This is a genomic window from Paraburkholderia dioscoreae (assembly GCF_902459535.1).
GTDB classification, from domain to species: domain Bacteria; phylum Pseudomonadota; class Gammaproteobacteria; order Burkholderiales; family Burkholderiaceae; genus Paraburkholderia; species Paraburkholderia dioscoreae.
The window spans coordinates 4,321,054-4,335,741 of sequence record NZ_LR699553.1; the positions used below are offsets into that span (position 1 = coordinate 4,321,054).

15 protein-coding genes and 1 pseudogene are annotated in these 14,688 nt (G+C 61.3%); 9 read left to right on the top strand and 7 right to left on the bottom strand.

All coding sequences use genetic code 11. The features are described 5' to 3' along the window. Positions 1-129 precede the first annotated feature (129 nt). Both flhC and flhD read right to left on the bottom strand, forming a co-directional pair. A pseudogene (flhC, locus tag PDMSB3_RS19605) lies at positions 130-691 on the bottom strand (flagellar transcriptional regulator FlhC). 51 nt (positions 692-742) lie between these two features. Next, positions 743-1,063, bottom strand: coding sequence for a flagellar transcriptional regulator FlhD (gene flhD / locus PDMSB3_RS19610; protein ID WP_007179979.1), 321 nt, complete (start codon positions 1,061-1,063; stop codon positions 743-745). Between the two features lie 712 nt (positions 1,064-1,775). Between flhD and PDMSB3_RS19615 the strand changes: the two genes are divergently transcribed. After that, a complete protein-coding gene (locus PDMSB3_RS19615) occupies positions 1,776-2,840 on the top strand; it encodes a glycosyltransferase family 4 protein (RefSeq protein WP_165187210.1) in 1,065 nt (354 codons plus the stop codon). A gap of 290 nt (positions 2,841-3,130) precedes the next feature. On the opposite strand, the gene PDMSB3_RS19620 is transcribed toward PDMSB3_RS19615, so the two are convergent. Further along, complete coding sequence (locus tag PDMSB3_RS19620; RefSeq protein WP_007179981.1) at positions 3,131-3,433, bottom strand: H-NS histone family protein; 303 nt, start codon at positions 3,431-3,433, stop codon at positions 3,131-3,133. Between the two features lie 288 nt (positions 3,434-3,721). Here PDMSB3_RS19620 and aqpZ point away from each other — a divergent pair, with 288 nt between their 5' ends. The 3 genes from aqpZ to PDMSB3_RS19635 all read left to right on the top strand — a co-directional run bounded on the left by aqpZ (position 3,722) and on the right by PDMSB3_RS19635 (position 5,903). Then, on the top strand, positions 3,722-4,462 hold the full coding sequence (gene aqpZ, locus PDMSB3_RS19625; RefSeq protein WP_007179982.1) for an aquaporin Z: 741 nt from the start codon (positions 3,722-3,724) through the stop codon (positions 4,460-4,462). A 147-nt stretch (positions 4,463-4,609) separates the two neighbouring features. Then, the gene (locus PDMSB3_RS19630) at positions 4,610-5,305 is read left to right on the top strand and encodes a hypothetical protein (protein ID WP_007179983.1); all 696 of its coding nucleotides are present in this window, start codon (positions 4,610-4,612) and stop codon (positions 5,303-5,305) included. Positions 5,306-5,591: 286 nt separating this feature from the next. Then, positions 5,592-5,903, top strand: coding sequence for a PXPV repeat protein (locus PDMSB3_RS19635; protein WP_007179984.1), 312 nt, complete (start codon positions 5,592-5,594; stop codon positions 5,901-5,903). A gap of 158 nt (positions 5,904-6,061) precedes the next feature. Here PDMSB3_RS19635 and PDMSB3_RS19640 read toward each other — a convergent pair whose 3' ends face one another. Both PDMSB3_RS19640 and PDMSB3_RS19645 read right to left on the bottom strand, forming a co-directional pair. After that, the gene (locus PDMSB3_RS19640; RefSeq protein WP_007179985.1) at positions 6,062-6,883 is read right to left on the bottom strand and encodes a Cof-type HAD-IIB family hydrolase; all 822 of its coding nucleotides are present in this window, start codon (positions 6,881-6,883) and stop codon (positions 6,062-6,064) included. 119 nt (positions 6,884-7,002) lie between these two features. Beyond that, positions 7,003-7,884, bottom strand: a complete 882-nt coding sequence (locus PDMSB3_RS19645; RefSeq protein WP_007179986.1) for a BadF/BadG/BcrA/BcrD ATPase family protein — start codon at positions 7,882-7,884, stop codon at positions 7,003-7,005. Positions 7,885-8,024: 140 nt separating this feature from the next. Here PDMSB3_RS19645 and PDMSB3_RS19650 point away from each other — a divergent pair, with 140 nt between their 5' ends. Further along, a complete protein-coding gene (locus PDMSB3_RS19650) occupies positions 8,025-8,621 on the top strand; it encodes a DNA-3-methyladenine glycosylase I (RefSeq protein WP_007179987.1) in 597 nt (198 codons plus the stop codon). A gap of 414 nt (positions 8,622-9,035) precedes the next feature. Beyond that, on the top strand, positions 9,036-9,461 hold the full coding sequence (locus tag PDMSB3_RS19655; RefSeq protein ID WP_007179988.1) for a hypothetical protein: 426 nt from the start codon (positions 9,036-9,038) through the stop codon (positions 9,459-9,461). A gap of 205 nt (positions 9,462-9,666) precedes the next feature. Here PDMSB3_RS19655 and rpsU read toward each other — a convergent pair whose 3' ends face one another. Together rpsU and PDMSB3_RS19665 are read right to left on the bottom strand one after the other, a co-directional pair. Then, positions 9,667-9,879 carry a 30S ribosomal protein S21 gene (rpsU, locus tag PDMSB3_RS19660; RefSeq protein WP_006050883.1) on the bottom strand — a complete coding sequence of 71 codons (213 nt, stop codon included), beginning with the start codon at positions 9,877-9,879 and terminating at the stop codon, positions 9,667-9,669. 357 nt (positions 9,880-10,236) lie between these two features. Continuing rightward, on the bottom strand, positions 10,237-11,178 hold the full coding sequence (locus tag PDMSB3_RS19665; RefSeq protein WP_007179989.1) for an aldo/keto reductase: 942 nt from the start codon (positions 11,176-11,178) through the stop codon (positions 10,237-10,239). A 258-nt stretch (positions 11,179-11,436) separates the two neighbouring features. On the opposite strand from PDMSB3_RS19665, the gene PDMSB3_RS19670 reads away from it, so the two are divergent. The 3 genes from PDMSB3_RS19670 (at position 11,437) to PDMSB3_RS19680 (ending at position 14,575) form a co-directional block, all read left to right on the top strand. Beyond that, positions 11,437-12,582 carry a flagellin gene (locus tag PDMSB3_RS19670; RefSeq protein ID WP_165187213.1) on the top strand — a complete coding sequence of 382 codons (1,146 nt, stop codon included), beginning with the start codon at positions 11,437-11,439 and terminating at the stop codon, positions 12,580-12,582. 157 nt (positions 12,583-12,739) lie between these two features. After that, on the top strand, positions 12,740-14,257 hold the full coding sequence (gene fliD, locus PDMSB3_RS19675) for a flagellar filament capping protein FliD (RefSeq protein WP_165187215.1): 1,518 nt from the start codon (positions 12,740-12,742) through the stop codon (positions 14,255-14,257). Positions 14,258-14,260: 3 nt separating this feature from the next. Further along, a complete protein-coding gene (locus PDMSB3_RS19680; RefSeq protein ID WP_165187217.1) occupies positions 14,261-14,575 on the top strand; it encodes a flagellar protein FliT in 315 nt (104 codons plus the stop codon). The last annotated feature ends 113 nt before the right edge of the window (positions 14,576-14,688 follow it).

Here is a 14,688-nt window from a genome sequence, read left to right on the forward strand (position 1 = left end):
GCGTCGCGCCGGTGTAAACCAGAGGCCGAAGCAGCCGGCCCCGGCGCGGCCGGGCATCGTGCGGGCGGGCTGGAAAGCCCGCCCGCAGGGGAGATGGATGGCTGAGCGCGCCGGCGGCCGCCTTGTGGGTCAGGATTCCAGGGCGGCGAGGCTCTCGCGGGCGCGGGCGTCGGCGAATTTCTTTGTCTTACCGGCGCGCGAGGGCGGCTGGCACAGTCCGCAGACGAACGCATGCTGGGGATCGTGAGCATGCGCGACAAAATGTCCTCCGCAGCGGCAGCAGGCGGTCATTTGCAGCATCCCGGAGTCGAAAAAAACGCACCAGCGTCCAGGCGCGCGTGAGACTGAGCACGGGCTCGTCGTCGTGCAACTGGACGTGTTCCAGATAGAGCCGGTAGCTCTTCACGATCGACTGGATCGTCAGGCAACCGCCATGGCCAGCCATGAAACGGTAGATGTTATAGAACAGCGACGAGTGAAAGTTCGGTTGCCAGGTCATGAACCAGTCGGTCGAAAACGGCAACATGCCCTTGGGTGGCGACACCCCTTTCAGTTCCTTGTACAGCTTGATGAGCCGGTCGCGCGACAGACTGGTTTCAGCCTCCAGCAATTGCAAACGCGCGCCAAGTTCGATCAGTTCGATGGCCAGGGTGATCTCCCTGACTTCGAGTACAACACTTTTATAGGCCATCCGTTCGCGTTTCCCCCGTCCTGATTGCCTGGCTTTGGTTACTACGTGCCATCAGCCGAGTTGCTCGACTGGCTGGCTTGCCATCAGGATCGCGGAATGCGCCTGTGCCACGGCGCCGGATTTGCCTTTGTCCGCCAGAGCGGACAGCACGGCATGGTCGTCGAAACGGAAACGGCACAACACCTGATTGGACGCTGCCAGCTTGACGGTCTGCGCCAACGACAGATTGGCGAGCACATCGGCTAACTGGTCCGAAATCCCCATGCGAAACATGCCCATCGGCTTGTCTTCGCGTAGCAGCCGCTGCGCGAGCAGGAGATAAGACAGGTTAACTTCTCTGATCTCATTGAGCATATCGCTTGTCGCGCTCATGATTCCCCCGGGGTGTATCTGGCTGGTCAGGCCGTTGTGGAAACGTTTGCTCGGACGCGCGCGCTTAAACCGCACGAATCGGCTCGTTTCTGGTCTTGCGAGCATTGTGTCGAAAGGGGGCGCGGACGAAAATCGGATAGACACCCAGCCTTGTTGACGGATTAATCCGTCATTCGTGTAGGAATTTTTCCTACAAGTGAGGGCGCGAGCGGAGCCAAACGGAAAGGGCTGAAGCGCAATCTGGAAGTCTATGCGCGGTGAATAGCTACCGACAGCGATGCGGAATGCGGACTGGAAGAGTGAGCCTGAAGGATTCAAATTCCGCACCGGTGCAGCGGTGAGAAAGAATTATAAGACGTTTTCACTCCTGCGTAACGCAGGCTCTGTAGGCGATGCGCTCTGATGTCCGGGCCCACGGCTTGCTGATAGGATGCGCTGCGTTCGAATAAAATGGCCGTTTTTTGCTTCCGGTTGTCGGGATCGCTTCCAGACGACCTGTAACGCGGCATGTTTCGCGCTGTAACAACATTAAGCGTTTGAAAAATAACTCGAATTCGCGCGGTCGATCCCGATAATGAAGCTAAGGGATTACCCGATGCAGGTTCGGAACACCCCCGGGCGGCGGCTTACCGCGCCCAACCGTCCGTCAGGCAATCGCTCCTCGCTCCACTCGAGCGCCGCTATGCGATGCCGTTCAGTTCAGGAGAAACGCATGCGAATCGCACAAATTGCGCCGTTGTATGAAGCTGTCCCACCGAAACTCTACGGTGGCACCGAACGCGTCGTATCGTATCTGACCGAGGCGTTGGTCGAACTCGGCCATGACGTCACGCTGTTCGCGAGCGGCGACTCGGTTACCTCGGCGAACCTCGACGCCTGCTGGCCTCGTGCGCTGCGCCTCGATCCGACGATCCGCGACGCGCTGGCTCCGCACGTCCTGATGATGGAGAAGGTGCGCAAGGTCGCACATGAGTTCGACGTGCTGCACTTCCACCTCGACTACATGCCGTTCCCGCTTTTCAGCACGATGGACACGCCGTTCGTGACGACACTGCACGGCCGTCTCGACCTGCCGGAACTGCAACCGGTGTTCGATGCGTTTTCCGATGTTCCCGTAGTCTCGATTTCGGATTCGCAACGTGCGCCGCTGCCCCAAGCGAACTGGCTCAACACGATTTACCACGGCTTGCCGGAGCAGCTATTGACGCCGCAAACGCACAAGAAGCCCGAATACCTGGCGTTCCTCGGCCGTATCTGTCCGGAGAAGCGCGTCGATACAGCCATCAAGATCGCTGCACAAAGCGGTTTGCCGCTGAAGATCGCCGCCAAGGTGGACAAGGTCGACCAGGAATACTTCAAACGCGAAATCGAGCCGTTGCTGTCGCAGGCGCATGTGGAATTCGTCGGCGAGATCAATGAGGCGCAGAAGCCTGAATTTCTTTCGGGCGCCAAGGCGCTGCTATTCCCGATCGACTGGTCGGAGCCGTTTGGCCTTGTAATGATCGAATCGATGGCTTGCGGTACGCCGGTGATCGCGTTCAATCGCGGCTCAGTGCCGGAAGTGATCGACCACGGCGTGACGGGTTACATCGTCGAGGATGTGCAAGGCGCAGTCGCCGCGCTGCAACGCCTGGACGAACTGTCGCGCACCGAAATCCGTGCCCAGTTCGAACGCCGCTTCAGCTCGAAGACCATGGCGCAGAATTATGTGGACGGCTATTCGGCGCTGATCGAAGCCACGCGCCGCCCGGTGCTGCGCCAAGTCGCGGTGGGCTAAACGTTCCGTTCGAGCGGCTGTGGCGATTTTTCGCTCAGCCGCCTGAGAACCGGATCCGCAGCGCACGGCATTTCCGGCTTGCGCACCCGTAGTCAGTCATTTCTTCGTGTGAATCGTTTGCGCGAGCGGTAAATCCAGCTTATCCCGCTTCTTGTCTAAAAAAGCCGCCGCTTGAGGGCGGCTTTTTTAATACGGGTATGGATGCGCTTCCATCAAAGATTAGCACTCGGCAAATAAAAGACCGAGTGCCAATAACCTTCAGTTGGCTTTCGCGACGACCGGCAATCGCCTCAAGCCGCGCCAATCAGAAAGCGCTCGCGATTCTTGCCGACGATCCACTTGGGCGGTTTGCCGCGCCCGCTCCATGTATTTCCCGATTTGGGATCCTGGTATTTCGCCGGCAGCGGCGCCTTCTTGGGCGGGCGCCCGCGCTTGGCGGCGACGGCAAAGCCAAGATCTTGAGCGGTCAGACCGTATTCAGCGATCTTTTGGCGGATGTCAGCGACCACGTTGTCAATTTCAGTACGCCGCGCTTCTTCTGCTTGTGCCTGCAATTTAGCGATCTGCGCCTTGAGGTCTGCATATTGAGACATTCCGGTTCTCCCCTTTTTTAGAACTCATTCGCTCGCAGACTAACTGTAATTATAAAAATTCGCAATGGACAACAATACCGATTTAGCAAGATATCCTCTGATAATTATTAACACGGGTGAATTGTTAAACAGCCTCTTTATCTCGCAATAATAGGTAAGCCCGACGCCACATTGACAATTCTTGACAGCGGATTCGGCGACCTTTCCCTAGAATTGTGCGCCGAAGGCATGGCATCCGACTTAGCCGTGCGTGCTCGCGGAAGCGTCATCTTTTTAGGATTACCAATCATGCAGTTGTCAAAACGTCTCGCCGCCGAGTTGTTCGGCACCTTCTGGCTCGTGCTCGGGGGCTGCGGCAGCGCCGTCCTCGCCGCCAACTTCGCCGGGCCGGTCCACGGCCTGGGCATTGGGTTCGTGGGTGTGGCGCTCGCCTTCGGCCTGACTGTCCTGACAATGGCCTATGCGATCGGCCACATTTCCGGCTGCCATCTGAATCCCGCGGTAAGCGTCGGCCTGACCGTCGCCGGCCGCTTTCCGGCGCGCGATCTGCTGCCGTACATCGTCGCGCAGGTGATTGGCGCGGTGCTCGGTGCGTTCGTGCTGTCGCTCATCGCGACGGGCAAGCCGGGCTTCGACCTGGTTGCCAGCGGGTTCGCGAGCAACGGCTACGGCGAACGCTCGCCGGGTCATTACTCGCTCGCCGCGGCATTCATTTGCGAAGTCGTGATGACCGGTTTCTTCCTCTTCGTCATTCTCGGAGCGACCGACAAACGCGCGCCGGCTGGCTTTGCGCCGATCGCCATCGGCCTATGCCTCACGCTGATTCACCTGATCTCGATCCCGGTGACCAATACCTCGGTCAACCCGGCGCGTTCCACGGGCCCGGCACTGTTCGTCGGCGGTGCGGCGGTGGATCAGTTGTGGCTGTTCTGGCTTGCACCGATTCTCGGCGCAGTGATCGCGGGCGTGCTGTATCCGGCCCTCGCCGAAAGCCGCGACAGCAATTCGCAAAAGCTGGCGCTCGACTAGTCAAGAGCGCGGGCATTCAAATCGGGCGCTACGGCGCCCGCTCTGTTTTGCTGCGGACGGGCATGGGCATCGCGACATCGTGCCAATGGCGCGCGGGAGCACCGCTGCTAGAATCGTGCGACCTCCCAGGCTCGCACAGGTGCCCCTATGAAGCGTTTCCGCGGATTTACGCATGGTGTCGCACTCACCATCTGTGGCCTGTGCGCGGGTCTGTCGGCGCCCCCTACCGCGCATGCGGCGGACAGCGAGATTGAAACGCTCGTGTTCGTGCGGCACGGCGAGAAGCCGGCCCAAGGCTACGGCCAGCTCAACTGCCAGGGGCTGAACCGCGCCTTGGCTTTGCCGGCGGTGATCGCCGCCAAGTTCGGCAAACCGGACGCGATTTATGCACCCGATCCCGGCCAGCAAAAAAACGACAGCGGCAAGCCGTATTACTACATCCGGCCACTTGCCACCATCGAACCTACCGCCATCCAGTTCCAGATGCCGGTGCAAACACCCTACGGTTTCGCTCAGATCGACCAGCTCGGCAGCGCACTCGTCAATCCGGCCAATCGCAACAAGCTGATTGTCGTGGCTTGGGAACACAAGCTGATCGTGAAACTATTGCGCCAGATGCTGAGCGCGCACGGCGGCAATGCGGCCGATATACCGAAGTGGAAGAGCGACGATTTCGACAGTATCTATATTGTTCGCCTCAACTGGGAAAACGGCACCGCGCGCGCCAGCTTCAAACACGACCGGCAGGGACTGGATGGGCGCGCAACCGATTGCCCTTGCGCAGCGCTGCCGGATGCATCGTCGGCGGCTGCGTCGGCGTCTTCCGGGAATACAGCAGATTAATCAGCCAATACAGATGTAAGCCGCAATTACGCTCGCCGCCAGCTGATTTGACTAAAGCGTGGCGCCGGGCGAGCTCCGGAACGGCTCAAATGGTCGCGCGTCCTTGTACGGCTTGGCTTTGAGAGAGCAGCGGCTCGCACGGGCTGCACTCGAATGCCGCTGCGCCCGCCTTTCAATTCCCGCGACGATGCTTGCAGTCCGTAACATCTCGTCGCAGTACCCGCCGGCCGGAATGCGTAGATTGGTCCTGTGCGACACACATACGTCGCCTCACAGGAGAACAAACATGAAACGCATCGTCACTCACTTGCTGGTAGCCGCAGGACTCGCAGCGGGCGCATGCGGTGTCGCGCAAGCGCATACGGATCTGAACATCGGTTTGTCGCTCGGCGTACCGGTTTATGCCCGACCGGCTCCGGTCTATGCCGCGCCGCAGCCGGTGTATTACGGCAATCGTGGCTGGGGCCGCGGTTACGATCGCGGTGATTACTACCGTGGCGACCATCGGTATGACCGTGGCTGGAACCACAACGATCGTGGCTGGGGGCGCGATGACCGTGGCGACCATGGCGATCGCCGTGGCGGATGGCACGGCTGATCTTCGTGGTGCGGCTGACGGCGGCTAACGAGGTGTCTTGCCGCCGCCGCTCAACCGGCGACCTGCAACACGGTCGACAGCAACCGGACAGCCGCGAAGGTTCGCACGAGAAACGGCCCGCGTTCACGAAAACGGACGCGGGCCGGTTCCATTTTCGGTCAGGACATTAATTCGTCGTCGAGCGAGAAAAGCTTGCGCAGATGGTGCGCGACGCCCGCTTCGAAGTTGTTGCCAATGCGCAGCACGTTCGGCAGACGCGCCATGAGATCGGGATTGGCATTATTCATCATGAACGGATGTCCGGCCGTCTCCAGCAGATCGATATCGTTCATGTTGTCGCCGAACGCCACGCAATGCGAGGCATCCACGCCGACGCGCTCGAGCACGATCTGCAACGCGCGCCCCTTCGATACGTTCGCTGTCATCACTTCCAGGCAGTCCGGCAGCGAATAGGTCACGTAAAGGGCATCGCCGAATTCGCGTGCGAGATTTGCCGCGACCTGCGCGAGATCGGCCGGCTCGCCAATGTAGAGAGCTTTCGCGATGTCTACGCCGTCGTGTTTCGGCAGATCGGTCACCGCGTAAGTGAACCCCGAGTCCTGGTGAAACTTCAGCAGATCCGGCGCATCGCGATCGATCAGCCAGGCCTGATCGGCGAACAGATTGACGATCACACGGCCATGCGCACCGGCGATTTCCGGCCGCACCAGCCGTTGCACGATGGCAGGAGGCAGGTCGTCGGCATGAATCACCGTGTTGTCCGGCGCGTGAATGCGCGCGCCATTCGACGTGATCAGATACGGACTGATGCCCAGCACGTCGCGGATGCCCGCGACGTCGCAATAATGGCGGCCCGTTGCAATCACGAAGCGCAGGCCGTCGCTCTCGAGTTTACGCACGGTGGCGACCGTGAACGGATCTACCTGGTGATCGGCATTGAGCAGCGTGCCGTCGAGGTCCGTGGCGATAACTTTGTACATAGTGTGAGCAGTCGGGCAACATCGAAGCGCGTATTTTACCGGCGCCGGCCGGGTTCACCGGAAACGGGCGGGCCACGCCCGGCGATTCTCAGCCGTGAGCGCACCACGACGCGCCGTTTTCAGCTGCCGACACGAACCGCTTCGCGCTGCGCCAGTTGCAATCCACCATGCGCAGAGTCGGCCAGCGGCTCGCGCAACCGCGCCTGATAGATCTGCGGCACGTACTCGCGCAACGGCGTGCCGAGTCCGCCGCACAACGCGATCGGCAGGCTCGCCGAAGAATCCAGCGCGGCGATCATCTTGCCCACTTCGACGCCGGCCTCGCCGAGCAAACGCGCCGCGAACGGGTGCGTGCGGTGGGCGATGACGATCGGCGCAAGTCTCGCATAAGCGGTCTGATTGGCTTCGCAGAGCCAGACGACGAGGCTGTCACGGTCATGCGCGCCGGTATGGACGAGCAGCACTTGTGCGAGATCGTCGTTGGGGCCGCGGCCGTCGAGTGCATGTTGCGCATGCACGATGGCTCGCAACCCGAGCCACGCGCCGCTCGCTTCGTCACCCGACGGATAGCCGTAGCCGCTGACCATACGGCATTCGCCGTCGCCATCCAGCACGGCCGCCACGCTGCCGGTGCCAAGCGCGACGATCACGCCCGGCGCGCCGGCGTGTGCGCCCAGCAGGGTGGTATAGGCGTCGCTTTCCACGGCGAGTCCGGCTAGCGCGGGCGCCTGTGCACGAAACGCTGTCAGCCAGTCGCGATTATTAACGCCCGCCAGTCCGCAGCCAAGTATGCAGCGCGACCAGTCGAGCGCCACGCCGGCGCGTGCAAATGCTTCGCCGCAGCCGGCTGCAATGGCCTGCCACGCACGTTCGACACCGAGCCCCAAACCGGACGGCCCGCTTGCCGCCTGCGCCAGCTCGCGGCCCTGTGCGTCGCCGAGCACGACGCGCGTGCCGCTGCCGCCGCCATCGATGCCGATCAGAAAGAAGTCTTTGTTCATGGAATCGAATGAGTTCCGTGGATGAATAACGCGTAGCGTGGCAGGTCAGTTTCAATCCGGCAATCGGCCGAACGGCTAACTTGCAGTGCGCACGGCTTCGGCTATGCTGGCGGGCGACATCACAACGCAGGAGCGCGACAGTGACACAGCGATGCAACTGGGTATCGAGCGAAGCGCTCGCACACTACCACGACACCGAATGGGGAGTGCCCTCGCGCGATGACCAGCATCTGTTCGAGATGCTGGTGCTGGAGGGCGCTCAGGCAGGTTTGTCGTGGTCGACGATTCTCAACAAACGGGCCGGCTATCGGCGCGCTTTCGCCGACTTCGATATCGACAAAGTCGCGCGCTTTACGCCGAAGCATGTTGATGCGCTGGTGACGGACGAAAGTATCGTGCGCCATCGCGGCAAGATCGAAGCGGCCATTACCAACGCTCGCGCGGTCCAGCAGATTCAGGCCGAGCACGGCTCGCTTGCCAATTTCGTCTGGTCGTTCGTCGATCAGACGCCGATCCAGAACGATTGGGCTTCCTACAAGCAGGCGCCAGCGTCGACCGATATTTCGGACGCGCTCAGCAAGGGGCTGAAGCGCTACGGTTGCAAGTTCGTCGGCTCGACGATCTGCTATGCGTTCATGCAAGCGGTGGGTATGGTGAACGACCATGAGGCGAGTTGCACGTGCCGCGCACGATGCGCGGCGCTCGGCAAGAAGGGACGTAATCGTAAAGCGGGATGAAGCAGCGGCGGCGGCTTCCCGCTGTCTAGTACCGCGGTTCTAAAAAAGAAAGGTGGCTCAGGGAAACTCCCATGCGCCGCTGCGCGTGGTCCGCCCATCAGCCTGCGACGTAAGCCTGGAGGACGAAGACGCGACGCGCCGTGACGCCGGATTCGTCCCGATACGCCCAACCGGTGAAAGCGCTGCTGCGCTTCCGGGCCGCATTGGTCGTTATACCGTTACGAGCTGCGGCTGCGACAACCGGCAAACTCTGTCTGCGAGTTGCATCGACGAAAAACATCCGATTCGGGGAATCAGACGCTTTTCGCCGCGCCGCGCGAGTCCGGGCCTCGCCGCCGAATAGCGCGCGCCCGATATCGCCAGTCGCACGCTCAAACAACGAATAACCGCGGCGTAGCGCACGGGAGACCAACCATGAAAACGCTTAACTTCCTGACGCATCAGGATATTTTCGACCAGGCCGTCGACCATCTGTTAGCCCAGAAATGCGCCGCACTGCTGCCGCGCGGCGGCGGCGCCTATCGCGGCTATTGCGGCGGCTGCCCGGTGGGCAACTTCATCAGGCCTCGCGACTACATGACCGCGATGGAAGGTATTCCGGTGCGCTATGTGGGCAAAACGGCCACCGCAATGCCGGCGTATATGGATGTCGGCGTGTCCGCCCTGAAGAAGGCGCTTCTGCGCTCGCACATCAATGTGTACGACCCGGCCACCGTCGATCTGCTCAGTTGCCTGCAAAACGTGCACGATGCATTTGGCACGTGGGAGTGGCGTGACCGTCTGGGCTCGATCGCCCGCCAGTTCGGCCTTTCCGCCGGACGGCTGAAGAGCGCGGCATAACAGGGATACGGCTCGCCAAAGCACGACTGCGGCACCACCTCGGGTCGCGGCGCACACCGTCCGCCACCACAAACGCACAACCGCCTTGGTCGCCCAACGCCGGGCGATCCAACGAACGGCCAAAAAGAAACGGCCAAAAAGCAAAACGGCGATGTGGCTTCTTTCGAAGCTCACACCGCCGTTCGGCCGTGCGGAAAAAGCGTGCTTAGTGCAGCTTCTTCGGCAGCATCTGGCTGCGCAGGCGCTTGTGCAGGCGCTTCACAGCAGCAGCCTTCTTGCGCTTACGTGCCGTGGTCGGCTTTTCGTACGATTGGCGCTCACGCAGTTCAGCGATCAGGCCATTCTTTTCGATTGCGCGACGAAAGCGGCGAATCGCCACTTCGAACGGCTCGTTTTCTTTCAGAAGAATCGTCGTCATGTAATTCCTAACTCAATCACTTGATAGGGGTAAATTGCGTGGCGGCATACCGCTCACGCGCCGGCCCTCCGGTCGTTCCAATTCATGGCCAGTAACAGGCAAACGCGGGCAGAACCCGGCCAAACCACGATTGAAACGAGAGGCAAAGCGGCCACGGAGGCCGGAAAAGAGAGGTGGGGAGTTCACCGCGGAACGCGGACAGACATGATGCAAAAGCCGCGTCTGCTGCCGTTTCGCCGACCTTTCATCAACGGAAAGGCGTTGACGAAACAGGCAAAGATCTCAATTCACTCCCGATGATATCAGGAAACTCTCCATCCTACCAGGGGTTTAGCGATTGCGCCAGGTCGTTTGCGCTCAGGCGCTAGCTTCGTTCAGCTCGCGGATATCGGCGCCCGTCAGCATCAGATGAACGGCTGCCGCGAGGCTTTTGAGCTGGTCGACCGACGTTGCGCTGGCAATCGGGGCCGTAACGCCAGGCCGCGCGATCAGCCATGCCAGGGCAACCGTAGCCGGCGTGCTGCCATGCGCGTCGGCGATCCGGTCCAGCGCGGCAAGAATTCGCAAACCGCGTTCGTTCAGGTACTTTTCGACCCGGCTGCCGCGCGCCTTGTTGGCCAGATCCGCTTTCGAGCGGTATTTACCGGACAGAAAGCCGCTCGCAAGACTGTAGTACACCACCACGCCGAGCTGATTGGCGAGCGCCACCGGCTCGATGTCGCGCTCATATTCCGCGCGGTCATACAGGTTGTATTCCGGCTGCAACAGCTGATATTCGGGTAGTCCGTGCTGACGGGACACCGCAAGCGCTTCCTCCACGCGCGCGCCGCTGTAGTTCGACGCGCCGATCACCCGCACCTTGCCCGCCTCGATCAGTTTCTGATACGCGCCGAGCGTTTCGGCGAGCGGCGTTTCGGTGTCGTCGTCGTGGGAAAAGTAGACGTCGATGTAATCGGTTTGCAAGCGCCGCAGCGAATCCTCTAGAGCGGCCTGAATGTTCGCCGCCGACAACCCCTTGCGTTGCGGATGCTTCGAGACCTTGGTGGCGAGCACGATCTTGTCGCGCTTGCCGCTCTGACGGAGCCATTTGCCGATGATGGTTTCCGACTCTCCGCCCTGGTTGCCCGGCACCCACGCGGAATAGACATCGGCAGTATCGATAAAGTCGAGTCCGGCATCGACAAACGCATCCAGAATCGAAAACGAGGTGGCTTCATCGGCGGTCCAGCCGAAAACATTGCCGCCGAACATAAGCGGTGCGACCTGTAATTGCGAACGCCCAATCCTGCGCTTTTGCATGATTTCTCCAGGGTTTGTCACGAGAGAAAAAGAGAATACGCCGTCTTTTCAATACCTGCAGTGGGTCTGCGGAGCAAGGCTTCGCGGGCTGCGCAGCGCCGCCCGGCCCGGAAAACAATTGGGTCGCTATTGCACAAAGTTCCTCAAGTTTTTTTAAGAGGCGCCGTCAACCTTCACTGAGGCGGCCAGCAATGAACGAGTGCTTCCGCCGATGCCAACGTGGCGTATTGGGCTCAAGGCTTATTTAGGAGATTTTCCATGCTCGGAATCAATAGCAACATCAACTCGCTGGTTGCACAGCAAAACCTTAATGGCTCGCAAAGCGCCCTTTCGCAAGCCATCACCCGTCTGTCGTCGGGCAAGCGCATCAACAGCGCGGCTGACGATGCAGCAGGCCTGGCAATCTCGACGCGTATGCAAACGCAGATCAACGGCCTGAACCAGGGCGTGTCGAATGCGAATGACGGCGTGTCGATGATTCAAACCGCATCGAGCGCACTGTCCTCGCTGACCTCCAGCCTGCAACGTATCCGCCAGTTGGCGGTGCAAGCATCGACCGGTTCGCTGTCGTCGAGCGACCAGGCAGCGCTGCAGAAGGAAGTTTCGGCACAGATCGCTGAAGTGAACCGTATCGCATCGCAAACGACGTACAACGGCACCAACATTCTGGACGGCTCGGCAGGCAGCGTGACGTTCCAGGTCGGCGCGAACGTCGGTCAGACGATCAGCCTGGATCTGAGCCAATCGATGTCGGCAGCGAAGATCGGCGGCGGCCTGGTGCAAACGGGTCAAACGGTCGGCACGATCGCCGTCAGCCTCAGCTCGACGGGTGTCTACACGAGCACGGGCGCAACGATCACGTCGATCAACGTGCTGTCGGACGGCAAGGGCGGCTATACGTTCACCGACCAGAACAACCAGGCTATCTCGGCTGCGGCAGTGAGCTCGATTTTCAGCGCTGGTACGGCCTCGGGCACCGGCACTGCAATTACTTCGCTCGCGCTCAGCGCAGGTGCCATTCCGACGACCGGCGCGGCGTCCTCCGCCGCCATCGCATCGGTCGCACAGATCAACGCGATCAACAACCCGCCGACGGTTTCGGGCCTCGACATCAGCACGGTCACCGGCGCGAACGAGGCAATGGTCTCTATCGACAATGCGCTGCAGACCGTGAACACGCTGCAAGCTGCACTGGGCGCCGCGCAAAACCGCTTCACCGCAATCTCGACGTCGCAGCAAGCTGAATCGACCGACCTGTCGTCGGCACAGTCGCAAATCACGGACGCCAACTTCGCACAAGAAACGGCCAACCTGAGCAAGGCGCAAGTGCTGCAACAAGCTGGTATCTCGGTGTTGGCGCAAGCTAACTCGAACCCACAGCAAGTTCTGAAGCTCCTGCAGTAAGAGCTGACGCAGTAACGGCGATGCGCCGCGCGCAAACGGGGCGCATCGCCGGGTTTCAAGCGACGGGAGGCATGCCTCCCGCCGTGCATTTCCATCACGTAGTGATGTAGCATCGCGCACCAACCAACACCGATTTCCAGACGCCCGGAGCCTCTGCATGTCCTCGATCTCAACCTCGTCTTCTACAGCAAGCGCCAACGCCGCGCTGCAGTCGGCTGCCCAATCGATCATCAGCGGCTCGACGGGCAATTCGTCGATGGACGTGTCGACACTCGTCACGGCGCTCGTGAACGCCAAGACCGCCGGACAAACCGCGGCTCTGGCGGCACAGCAAACCACCGACAACACCACGCTGTCCGCGTACGGCGCACTGAGCTCGGCGCTCAGCGCGCTGCAGTCGGGCATCACGAATCTCGCCAACGGCAACACGCTGGCAACGTTCGCGGCGACCGCGAGCGGTACCGGGCTGACGGCGACAGCCGGCGTCGGCGCCGTGGCCGGCAGTTATTCGATCGCCGTGACGCAGATCGCCAGCTCGCAAGCCTTATCGTCGGCAGCCTTCGGCGCCACGACGGCGCTAGGCACTGGCACGCTGTCGATCTCGATGAACGGCAAGTCGATGGATATCAACGTCGACAGCAGCAACAACACGCTCTCGGGCATCGCGTCGGCGATCAACGCGAGCAGCAGCAACCCGGGCGTCACGGCCACCATCGTGACCGGCACGGACGGCGCCCACCTCGTGCTGCGCGCGGCGAACACGGGGGCGGCCAACGTCATCAACGTCTCGACCAGCAACGTCACGAGCGACACCGGCCTGTCGAGCCTCGGCGTGACGTCGACGGCCAGCACCACGGGCGGCCAGTCGTCGATCTCGTCGGCTAATTCGAACAGCGCGTGGACGCAAAGTGGCTACGCGCAAGACGCGGAGTACACGATCGGCGGAATCGCGGGCAGCAGTTCCAGCAACGCGGTGACCGGCGCCATTTCAGGCGTGACGATCAACCTGACGGCGGCGGCCGTGGGCACGCCCGCTGGCACCCCGCAGACGCTGACCATCGCGCAGGACACTACGTCGCAGAACACCGCGATCAACAATTTCGTGAGCCTGTACAACACCGTCGTGACGACGATGTCCACGCTCACGTCGTTCAGTTCCGGCTCGACGTCGCAAGGTCCGCTGCTGGGCGACTCCACGCTGCAGACGATCAAGAACACGCTGGCCAATATCGTCGGCGGTGCGGTTGGCTCGGGCAGCACGGGCGCCACCCTGGCGGCGATCGGCATCACGCTGAAGGACGATCCGGCGGACGGCACGCTGGTGGTCGACAACAACGCGCTGAACACGGCGCTGACGAGCAGCCCGGCCACGGTCGCATCGCTGTTCAATTCGACCAACGGCATTGCCGAGCAGTTGAACGCCAGCATCACCACCTTCACGCAGACCGGCGGCATCATCGACACGCGCAATAGCGCGCTGAACGCCGACCTGAAGAGCATCGCCACACAGCAAACCGCGCTCGCCGACTACACGACACAATTGACGAACCAGTATCAGGCGCAGTTCACCGCGCTGAACACGTTGATGGCGACCATGAACAACAATTCGCAATACCTGACCGCGCTGTTCGGCGGCACCAACAGCGCAGGCGCGCTGGCCACGAACAAGAGCTAAGCCATGAACACGCACAACATGACCCAGGCGGAACTGGTCGAACGCGTGTTGTCCATCACGCGGGCAATCGAACAGGCGGCCTCGCTCGCCGACTGGCCGGAAGCCGCCCGCCTGACCGAAACGCGCTCGCCGCTGCTGATGTCGCTCACCGCCGGCCAGAAACCGGCCGCGCTGGAGATGATCCGCCAGATCCAGGCGATCGACGCCGCGCTACTCGCCGACGCTGAAGTCACCCAGAACGAATTGCACATCGAGTTCGAAGCGGCGATCGGACGCACCAGGGCAGCCGGGGAATATCAGCGGATGGCCCGCCTGTAGAAAAATCAGCCGGGGCGGAGCCGCGCAAGGCGACGTCCGCTCCCAAACAGCCGGCTCAGCCGGCCGACCCAACAATAAGAACTACGTGCCGAAGTGAGGCGCGCTCGTTCCCT

Excerpts from the sequence above, each read along its gene's own strand:
- flhD (WP_007179979.1), bottom strand. The coding sequence starts at position 1,063 with ATGAGCGCGACAAGCGATATGCTCAATGAGATCAGAGAAGTTAACCTG.
- PDMSB3_RS19615 (WP_165187210.1), top strand. The coding sequence starts at position 1,776 with ATGCGAATCGCACAAATTGCGCCGTTGTATGAAGCTGTCCCACCGAAA.
- PDMSB3_RS19620 (WP_007179981.1), bottom strand. The coding sequence starts at position 3,433 with ATGTCTCAATATGCAGACCTCAAGGCGCAGATCGCTAAATTGCAGGCA.
- aqpZ (WP_007179982.1), top strand. The coding sequence starts at position 3,722 with ATGCAGTTGTCAAAACGTCTCGCCGCCGAGTTGTTCGGCACCTTCTGG.
- PDMSB3_RS19630 (WP_007179983.1), top strand. The coding sequence starts at position 4,610 with ATGAAGCGTTTCCGCGGATTTACGCATGGTGTCGCACTCACCATCTGT.
- PDMSB3_RS19635 (WP_007179984.1), top strand. The coding sequence starts at position 5,592 with ATGAAACGCATCGTCACTCACTTGCTGGTAGCCGCAGGACTCGCAGCG.
- PDMSB3_RS19640 (WP_007179985.1), bottom strand. The coding sequence starts at position 6,883 with ATGTACAAAGTTATCGCCACGGACCTCGACGGCACGCTGCTCAATGCC.
- PDMSB3_RS19645 (WP_007179986.1), bottom strand. The coding sequence starts at position 7,884 with ATGAACAAAGACTTCTTTCTGATCGGCATCGATGGCGGCGGCAGCGGC.
- PDMSB3_RS19655 (WP_007179988.1), top strand. The coding sequence starts at position 9,036 with ATGAAAACGCTTAACTTCCTGACGCATCAGGATATTTTCGACCAGGCC.
- rpsU (WP_006050883.1), bottom strand. The coding sequence starts at position 9,879 with ATGACGACGATTCTTCTGAAAGAAAACGAGCCGTTCGAAGTGGCGATT.
- PDMSB3_RS19665 (WP_007179989.1), bottom strand. The coding sequence starts at position 11,178 with ATGCAAAAGCGCAGGATTGGGCGTTCGCAATTACAGGTCGCACCGCTT.
- PDMSB3_RS19670 (WP_165187213.1), top strand. The coding sequence starts at position 11,437 with ATGCTCGGAATCAATAGCAACATCAACTCGCTGGTTGCACAGCAAAAC.
- fliD (WP_165187215.1), top strand. The coding sequence starts at position 12,740 with ATGTCCTCGATCTCAACCTCGTCTTCTACAGCAAGCGCCAACGCCGCG.
- PDMSB3_RS19680 (WP_165187217.1), top strand. The coding sequence starts at position 14,261 with ATGAACACGCACAACATGACCCAGGCGGAACTGGTCGAACGCGTGTTG.